We start from the raw sequence: 7,603 nt of genomic DNA, 5'->3' as shown, positions 1-7,603 counted from the left end.
TATATTCTACTGCCTTATCTTCAGCGTCTGACTGTTCATACCCTGCTAAAATGTAGAATTCAGTAGCTTGTTCAATATCCTTTGTAGTAATAACGCCACCAGATTTACCTCTTGCATAAATAGACTCATCTGTTTTATCTCGATAGGAATTAAATAATTGTCCGGCTTTCTCCGTCAAATCAATATTAGATTCTTTTTCATTTATCACATAGATATTTTCGACTTTAAGTGGTCGAACGTCCGCATTATATGGGAAATAGTAAAATATAATTTTTGTACCTTCCTTTAAATTTTCTAATTCATAACTACAATTTCTACAATCTAATTGCAATGTATTGACATTTTTAAAATCCTCATCTTGTTCATTCAATTTATCCAAACGAACAACTATAATATTCTTATCTATAGATTCTACTATCCCGCTTCTGTTAAGATGGTATACCCCCGAAGAATACATTGTGTCATTTCTTTTTTTTAGTCCTAATAACGCCAAAAGCACACCCAAAATGCATAAGACATATATTATTTTTTTCTTCATTACGTTTCACCACACGTTTATTTTTAAAATGGAATGAACTCTGGCAGATGCCCCATTGATGATATGTATATATCTTTTGTATCATATTTTTTGTCAATAGAAACATCTTCCCATGAAGTTGGCTTACTCGACCTTTCACTCTTTATATTTGATACTTCAACAGATAATTATAATTTAAAGATAAAAAAGCATAATCTTTCGTCTCATCACGTTCGCTTTGATACGTTGCCGGTAGCACCGCAATTGTTGCCTTATAAGATGCCCCTACTATTGATCCACTGTTATTAACCCCGGGATAAAAAATAATAGAAGAAGGATATCCACCATTCTCTTGACTATATACAACATGCGCAGCTGTTGCCACATCGTTCGGACCAAAAAGCCATCCTGTTCCAAATGAACTTGTTCCATCGGGCCTAGTACAACTCACAACACCATAAGAGCAATATGGGAAAGTTGTACTTGATAAACTAGCAGGAATTCTATACCTATCATCAACATCAATAATCGCTCCATATGTTTGAATTCCAGTACTGATTCCCTCTGGAATGTATGAGTCAACTGAATCACTATTTTGTTCCTCAATTTCTACTGTCTACATCTCATTAGTCTTTAAATCAAACTCAATCATTTCACTTGATTCGGCTGCAAATACAGGTATTCCATGTAACAAAAAGCATATTCCTATAATAGTAGCACTCAATTTAAATTTTTGTTTAGCTCTCATTTAGTTGCCTTCTTCATAAATAACAACATCATCTACTGAATACAATAGAATGGGATAATGTATTTTCATTGGAGCCATCTTCTGAATTCGGATAATAATATACTTTTACCTCATCCCCTATCTCATATTTATCCTCAAAATCTCCAAATGGCTTTATCCAATATACATTCTCAAATTCGTCTTTTATAGCAATATTATTGGGATAATTAATTTGTACAACATATCCTGATATACTTTGTATTTCTGACAAATATAAAATAGTCAATAATCCTAGTAGTAAAATTAAAATTGAGGTTACTTTTATAATATCTTTTTTCACATATTTTTGTATTTTCATATTGCTCCTTCAATATTTATATCTTGATCTTAAACTTACGAAATCGAATCTACTAATTGAACATGCTAAAAAGACATACTATTCCCTAAATCACTCTGTTCCTCAAAAATAATATGTCTTATATTCACCACATTTTTGATTTTATCATTTTTCCATTTTATGCACAATATTTCCAACGATTCATTTATATTTTCAGCAAAACTTACAATTCTCACTTGGTTATTTTATATATATCACACAATTCTTTTTCGAAAAAGGGCAATGAGATTTCTCCCACACCCTTTGTCATTTCTTACCTATTTACGATTCCGCTCCATCTCCATCCCCTGATACCGCCTCGGCATTGGCTTTCCCTGTTTCTTTGCAACCTCACAGCGGTGTTTATACAAACGCAAAAGGACAGATTTCCTCTTCTTTGGTACTTCTGGATTCTCCTTTTTCGGTAGCAGATTGTTGATTCTTCCATCGATCATATTGTAATTCTGTTCCTCTGCCATTTCTGCAGATCGAAGGTATTCCCCATTGATAAAGTATTTCTGCCATACCGAAAGCCGTTCTTTGGTAGCTCCCTTCTGTTTTTCCTGTTCATTGATTTTCTTTAAAAACACAGGGAGATGTCTTTATCTTCCTGTGTTAAAAATGAAGCATTGATTATTTTTATATGAGAGGGATTATCGGACAGGTCTATATCGTGTTACAAAGTGTTGTAAAGCCTGCAATTTCGTGATTTTTAAAATTGACCGTTTTATAGGATAGTATAAAAGTTTGTTAGAGAATCTTAAAAATAAACATTAAAATTATATAAATTACCACTATTATAGAATACTATAAAAAATAATTCAAAACAATTCTTTTATTTTTTTAAGCGTGATATATATTAAGTGTATACAAAAACATGCGCATTCTTTTAAAGTTGTCTATAAATCTTAAACTCCTCAAGAAAGGAGGAAAATCATGAAAAATTTGTATCAAAATTAAGATATAAGAAGTCCTCCTCATTCACTTCGCAGACCTTGATACTCTTATCTGTTTTTTCTGCCTCTTTATAAAATTCCAGATCCTTCTTATCAATCACTTGGAACTTTGGGCCAATGTTCCGGTTTCCTTTACTGTACCATCTTCTTTGTAGATGATATAACTTACCCTATGTGATGTCACATTTTGATCTTCTAGTGTCTCTGCTGCGACCGCCGTAGAACATGCTACAGAAATTATCATTGCAAGAGAAAGAAAAAAAACAATCGTTCGCTTTAAAATTGTTTTCATAAAAACATTTACCTCCTTTATTTTCCACACTTCCTGTTACCTGTATATACAATGGAACATTAAAAAAGTTGCATAATTTTAAAAAAAATTGAAGTTTCCTATAATAAAAAAATGAGAGAGAGTGCGATCACCTAACCTGGTAATCGCACTCTCTCTCATAACCGTTTTTTACTATTTAATAACTATTTTTCCTTCCTTTAAAGATATAGGATCTGAGCTTACACCTAAAAGACAGATATAATATTCTCCGGATTTTTCTGCAGTTAATTCAAAGGTTTGATTTAATTCTTTACGAGGCTCTGATTTTCCATCTAATATTTCACCGTCACAGATATAAAAATACATGATTCCCTGGCCATTTCCACCGTTTGTTTCCGCTTCATATTCCGTTGCCTGAATCATTAAGGTTTCTCCCTCATTTAATTCCCAGCCTGATCCGTCTTCCTGCTCAAAAATGACTAAATCATTGTTGCCAAATATAATTTCCGGAGTAATATATTGTCCGGCGTCACCGGATACAGCAAATTCTGTTATACTGTTTGGACTAATGCTTACGTTTTTGTATGATTTAATACGAGCTGTTGTTTCCCAAATTCCATCTGAAGGTTCATCCGGAACCTCTATCTCTTCATCAGCTCCTATTATCTGTCCTTCTCCATGAAGTCCTTTTCCAACTAAATGCCGGTTGCTGTCATCAATTAATGCTGCACCGTAGTTGTGAGCAATAGCAAGAATAGACGACATTGCAGCAAGAGCTGCAACCAGTAAAACACTCTTGATAGCAAAATGCCTTTTTCTCACGATTTTCTGATCATGGATCATATCTGTTACATCTTTACAAGTTCTATCTGAAGAAAACATATCATCGGTTTCATCATTAAACATATCATTTTCTTCTAATATTTCATAAGCAACATCTGAAATGTTAGTAAACATATCGTTATACGAAATTTTCATACTGATTTCCTCCTTCTTCCAAAAATTTTTTCATCTTCTCTTTGCAGCGTTTGAGTTTGCTTTTTACTGTGGATGCCGGAATACCTGTAATGCGGGAAATATCGGCTATTTTCTCATTTTGAAAATAAAACAGAACTAATATTAACTGCTCATCCTTATTCAGTTTTCTCAGAGCATTTGCCAGCAGTAATCTCAATTCAACCTGGTTAAAATCATCGGAAATATCTGCTATGACCTCATCATTTATCTGGTAATCTGGTATGCATTTTTTCTTTTCATTTATAGCTGTATTTCTGGCCAATATGCCTAAATAACCTTTTATTGTAACGCTTTTCGATGGATCAATTTTATTAGCTTTATGCCACAAGGTAAAAAAGATCTGATTAACCACACCCTGAAGATCAATTTTATGAGAGTAACTGCCTAAGATACTGTATACAATTTTTCCGACATAAGCATGATATTCCGAAATTATTATTGCTAACGCTGATTCATCTCCTTTTTGGATTCGTCTAATTAGTTCATTCTCATCATAATAATTACTCAATACGTTCCACCTCCCACCTTCTTTTCATCTCTTTACCTTATATACAAAAGTCATATGAAAAAAGTTGCAGCCATCCATTATATTTTTACAAGTTTCCCTGTATACGGCTCGAGCCTTGATGACTACTAATCCTTTTATACATAAGTAGGATTAGCAGCGGCAACTCGATTCTTTGCTATTTTTCTTTTTCTCCTGATGAATTCTTTTCGTTTCTCAAAATATTCTATGTTCCTATAGGGATTCATTCCTTGTTTTAGCTTAGGATACCGGTTGATGAATCATTCCTTGTGTTATTATACACAAAGGAGCTGAGTACATACAATTGTAACCAGCTCCTTTGTCTTTTCCAGGGTAATCAAAGTTTATCTTAACAATCCTCTTATTGTTCGAAATAACTCGCTCAGGTTGGCACCTTCCTATTACGAGGGGTTGCCGCAGCTTCTTAGATCCTTTGTATCTCCACTGCTCTGAATAAGAGAAAGTATCATTTATTTAATTTTGTTTCGTATCAGGCTATACAACACCTTGTTGATTATGTCAATACCGTTTCCTGAAGTTGATAAAACTTTTATATTTTGTTACCGTTCACACTACGTGCGACCAGTATTTTTTCATCTCTATTTCAATATCACTCGTGTATAACTACTGGTGTTCCCATCTCTAACATATCATATAAAGAAGCTGCCTGATCCAACGGCATATTAATACAACCATGCGAGCCTGCCGAAGTCTGATACCTGTTTCCACCAAACGCCGACTGCCAGATTGCATCATGAAATCCGATTCCCGTCCATGTAACACGCATCCAATAAGAAACTTTCGTTCTATAAATAGGTTCTCCTGTGCTTGGATTTGTTTCTCCAGTAAGTACTTTATCTCTTTTCATTTCAAGAATAGAATATACCCCTGATGGAGTCGCTCTGTTCGGATCACTTGCAAGTCCTGTAACAATATCTGTTTCTAATTGTACTGAACCATTCACAATATACCACATATGCTGCGTTGAAAGATCTACCTCAACATATGTATCTCCCCAATCCTGCTGCGAATGAGATGCTACCGTTTTTTCATACACCGGTTCTCTTTCTACTCTTTCACCACTTTTAATATTCTCAATCAATTTCCTGATTTCTTCTGGCTCGTCGACTGACCAACCATATGTTCCTCCCGAAACACTTGCTGTTTTTCCCGTCGGTGTCGTAATAGAACGTATTTTTCCAATGGAATCGTATGTAGAGCAAAATTCATTCATCCATTCTTTTACTTTCGTTTCATCAATACTAACCTCCATTTTATCATTCCATGTAAGCCATGAAGCGTTTTGTCAAGTGCTTTTTTGAGTTATTGACGCAACATAGGCTCTTTTTTCCACGATAAAGCCCCACGCGGTCATACATGGGGCTGTGGGATTATGGTTGAAGTGACGAAGTGGCAAAGTGGCAAGGTATCTGGGTTTTGCCACTTGGATTTTGCCAGTTCACTTTTTTAGGGCGTGATACCATGCTGCGCCGATACGCTTTGAAGTAATGCGCCCGTCAAGGTTTTTCTTTGCCGCCCGGACAGTACGGGCAGAAATCCCCGCGTCGGCTGCGGCTTTCTCTATGTCCTCGCTGGCAAATTCTTTTCCGTCTGCCAGTAGGTCAAGTATCAGCTTTTCAGCCTGTTCGGTTTTGGTGGCGTTGTTGCCGCCCGCGCCGGACAGCAGCTCGTCGGCAGTTATATCATATTCGCCTATCCACTCAAAGCCTGTTTCCGGGTCAAGGCAAAAGGCAACGGGCTTTCCCTCCGGCGCAAGGGAAGATTTGTCGTGAATGATAACGCGCACATTCGGCTCACGCTTCACGCGCCCGATTAAAAGGACGCTCCTTGCTGCGGCTCTAAAGTCGATAGAACCTAAGCCCCTGTATGCGCTCTGTCCTCCGGCAGCTTTGTTAAGGTGTCCGATAAGGATAACGGCGCACCCGGTACGCTCCGCAACTTCGGCAAGGCGGCGAAAAATGGGGCGCACCTCGTTTGCCTTGTTCATGTCGGCTTTGTCGCCCATATACGCCTGTATGGGGTCAAGGATAATCAGACGCGCCCCGTTCTGTATGATTGCTTTCTCTATGCGCTCGTCGGACAGGGTAAGCTCCCGTTTTGCTTCATCAATCACAAGCACCCGGTCAAGGTCTGCTGCGGCTTCTATCAAGCGGGGCTTGACGGTATCGCCCAAACCGTCCTCGGCGGTCTGATAAATCACTTGAAACGGCTGTATGGGCTTCATGCCCGGAAGCGTCCCGCCAGTACTACAGGCAACGGCAAGGCGCAGCGCAAAGGTGGTCTTTCCCTCGCCGGGGTTGCCCTGTACTATGGTTACTTTCCCAAAGGGGATATACGGTTTCCATAGCCATTCAACGGTCTGTGTGTCAACCTCGCTCATGCGGATAATCTCAACGGTTTCTTCCTGCGGCGGTTCTTTCAAGCCATAGACAGCTTCCCGCAGATATTTTCCGTCTGTGATTTCATTCCGGCGCGTCTGCACCTCGTTCCAGTCTTTGAAAAGAGGGATAAGGCGGTGGACGGTCAAGTCCTCCGGCATAAGCTCCACAAGGCGGCTGCAAGCGTCGTTTCCGGCTTGGTCGCTGTCAAGGCAGAGATATACGGTCTTGATGTTCGGGCGGTCAGAGAGAAAGCACATAAGGGCTTTATCTCCCACGCCACCCAGCGCAAGATAGCTTTGCTTTTGCCAGTCCTTTTTGAACAGACAGAGAAAAGATAAGAGGTCAATAGGGGCTTCAAAGACAAACAATCTTTCGCCCTCGCCCCGATAGCAGAAGTTAAAGGCTTTGTCGCTGCCTTTCACATCAAGCCGGAAGTTCCCGGCTGTGCCGCGTTGGTGGGCGTAGCGTGGTACTCCGTCCTCGTCCCGTCCTACGAATACGGCGTTATGGTGGGCGGCTTCCTCGTCGGTCATGTTCTTTGCTTCCGGAACAATGCTTTCAAAGACTGCACCCCGGACGATAAGACGGTGGCTGCGCGTTCTGCGTTCTTCTTTGGATAACTTCTGACGCAACATCTTTTCCCGGTTTTCAAACTGCCGGATTTTCTTCTTTCCGTCCTCAATCTCGGCTTGCAGCTCCTCGCGGGTTTTCTCTTTCGGGTTTGTCATAGCTGGTCGCTCCTTTCTGCTCATAGGCATAGAAAAGAGCAGCCGTTTTTGTGTAAAAAAGGCTGCTCCCATTGAATTATTTA

Annotated in this window: 9 protein-coding genes, 1 pseudogene and 1 riboswitch; all 10 genes and pseudogenes read right to left on the bottom strand. The window is 38.9% G+C overall.

Translation table 11 applies throughout. The features are described 5' to 3' along the window. Window positions 1-538: pseudogene (locus LI162_RS13890) on the bottom strand (hypothetical protein); the annotation flags it as partial. Window positions 539-680: 142 nt separating this feature from the next. Beyond that, the gene (locus LI162_RS13885; protein ID WP_147322158.1) at window positions 681-968 is read right to left on the bottom strand and encodes a trypsin-like serine peptidase; all 288 of its coding nucleotides are present in this window, start codon (window positions 966-968) and stop codon (window positions 681-683) included. 165 nt (window positions 969-1,133) lie between these two features. Next, window positions 1,134-1,265, bottom strand: a complete 132-nt coding sequence (locus LI162_RS15615; protein ID WP_255616247.1) for a hypothetical protein — start codon at window positions 1,263-1,265, stop codon at window positions 1,134-1,136. A gap of 28 nt (window positions 1,266-1,293) precedes the next feature. Then, window positions 1,294-1,602: a hypothetical protein gene (locus tag LI162_RS13880; RefSeq protein ID WP_117499566.1), complete on the bottom strand. Its 309-nt coding sequence runs from the start codon at window positions 1,600-1,602 to the stop codon at window positions 1,294-1,296. A gap of 296 nt (window positions 1,603-1,898) precedes the next feature. After that, a complete protein-coding gene (locus LI162_RS13875; protein WP_055158463.1) occupies window positions 1,899-2,210 on the bottom strand; it encodes a DUF4316 domain-containing protein in 312 nt (103 codons plus the stop codon). 463 nt (window positions 2,211-2,673) lie between these two features. Then, window positions 2,674-2,868, bottom strand: a complete 195-nt coding sequence (locus tag LI162_RS13870) for a hypothetical protein (RefSeq protein WP_055158461.1) — start codon at window positions 2,866-2,868, stop codon at window positions 2,674-2,676. Between the two features lie 171 nt (window positions 2,869-3,039). After that, window positions 3,040-3,825, bottom strand: a complete 786-nt coding sequence (locus LI162_RS13865) for a hypothetical protein (RefSeq protein ID WP_020436024.1) — start codon at window positions 3,823-3,825, stop codon at window positions 3,040-3,042. Next, complete coding sequence (locus LI162_RS13860; RefSeq protein ID WP_020436023.1) at window positions 3,809-4,372, bottom strand: RNA polymerase sigma factor; 564 nt, start codon at window positions 4,370-4,372, stop codon at window positions 3,809-3,811. Before LI162_RS13860 ends, LI162_RS13865 begins: the two co-directional genes overlap by 17 nt. 376 nt (window positions 4,373-4,748) lie before the next feature. Next, window positions 4,749-4,850, bottom strand: a riboswitch (SAM riboswitch). Between the two features lie 150 nt (window positions 4,851-5,000). Continuing rightward, on the bottom strand, window positions 5,001-5,663 hold the full coding sequence (locus LI162_RS15785) for a L,D-transpeptidase family protein (RefSeq protein ID WP_055158459.1): 663 nt from the start codon (window positions 5,661-5,663) through the stop codon (window positions 5,001-5,003). Window positions 5,664-5,849: 186 nt separating this feature from the next. Next, window positions 5,850-7,520: an AAA family ATPase gene (locus LI162_RS13850; protein WP_194205070.1), complete on the bottom strand. Its 1,671-nt coding sequence runs from the start codon at window positions 7,518-7,520 to the stop codon at window positions 5,850-5,852. Between the last annotated feature and the right edge of the window lie 83 nt (window positions 7,521-7,603).

The organism is Mediterraneibacter sp. 210702-DFI.3.120, assembly GCF_020561005.1.
Taxonomy (GTDB): Bacteria; Bacillota; Clostridia; order Lachnospirales; family Lachnospiraceae; genus Mediterraneibacter; species Mediterraneibacter faecis.
This window is presented reverse-complemented; position numbering and strand designations above follow the sequence as displayed.